The following is a 351-nucleotide window of genomic DNA, read 5'->3' on the forward strand; positions in this document are numbered from 1 at the left end:
GACGTTTCCGTATTTATCGTATGAAAATCAGACGAAAACAGAAGTATTATGCGGCCGGAATACCGTTCAAATCAGACCTGCCAGAAGCATTGAATATTGCTTCGATCATATGGAAAAACGATTAAAAGCTCAAGGAAAGGTTTCTAGAAATCCTTATTTATTGTCTTGCCAGCTTCAAAATCATCGCCTGGTTATATTTGGAGATGGACGTGTTTTTGTTCATGGAACGAATGATATCCAGCTCGCCAAAAATCTATATTATCGTCTGTTGGGCTAATGGAAGGAGGGAAAGGTATGGTAGAAAAACGAACCCCGATTCCTATAGGAGAATGTGTACGTAAAGTAACGCAA

The 351-nt window shown here is 39.3% G+C and carries 1 pseudogene; it reads left to right on the top strand.

Features of this window, described 5'->3' with window-relative positions:
- Positions 1–277 (top strand): annotated as a pseudogene (locus CVN76_RS02250) (thiamine biosynthesis protein MoeB); the annotation flags it as partial.
- Between the last annotated feature and the right edge of the window lie 74 nt (positions 278–351).

It is taken from the genome of Bacillus sp. mrc49 (genome assembly GCF_002803435.1).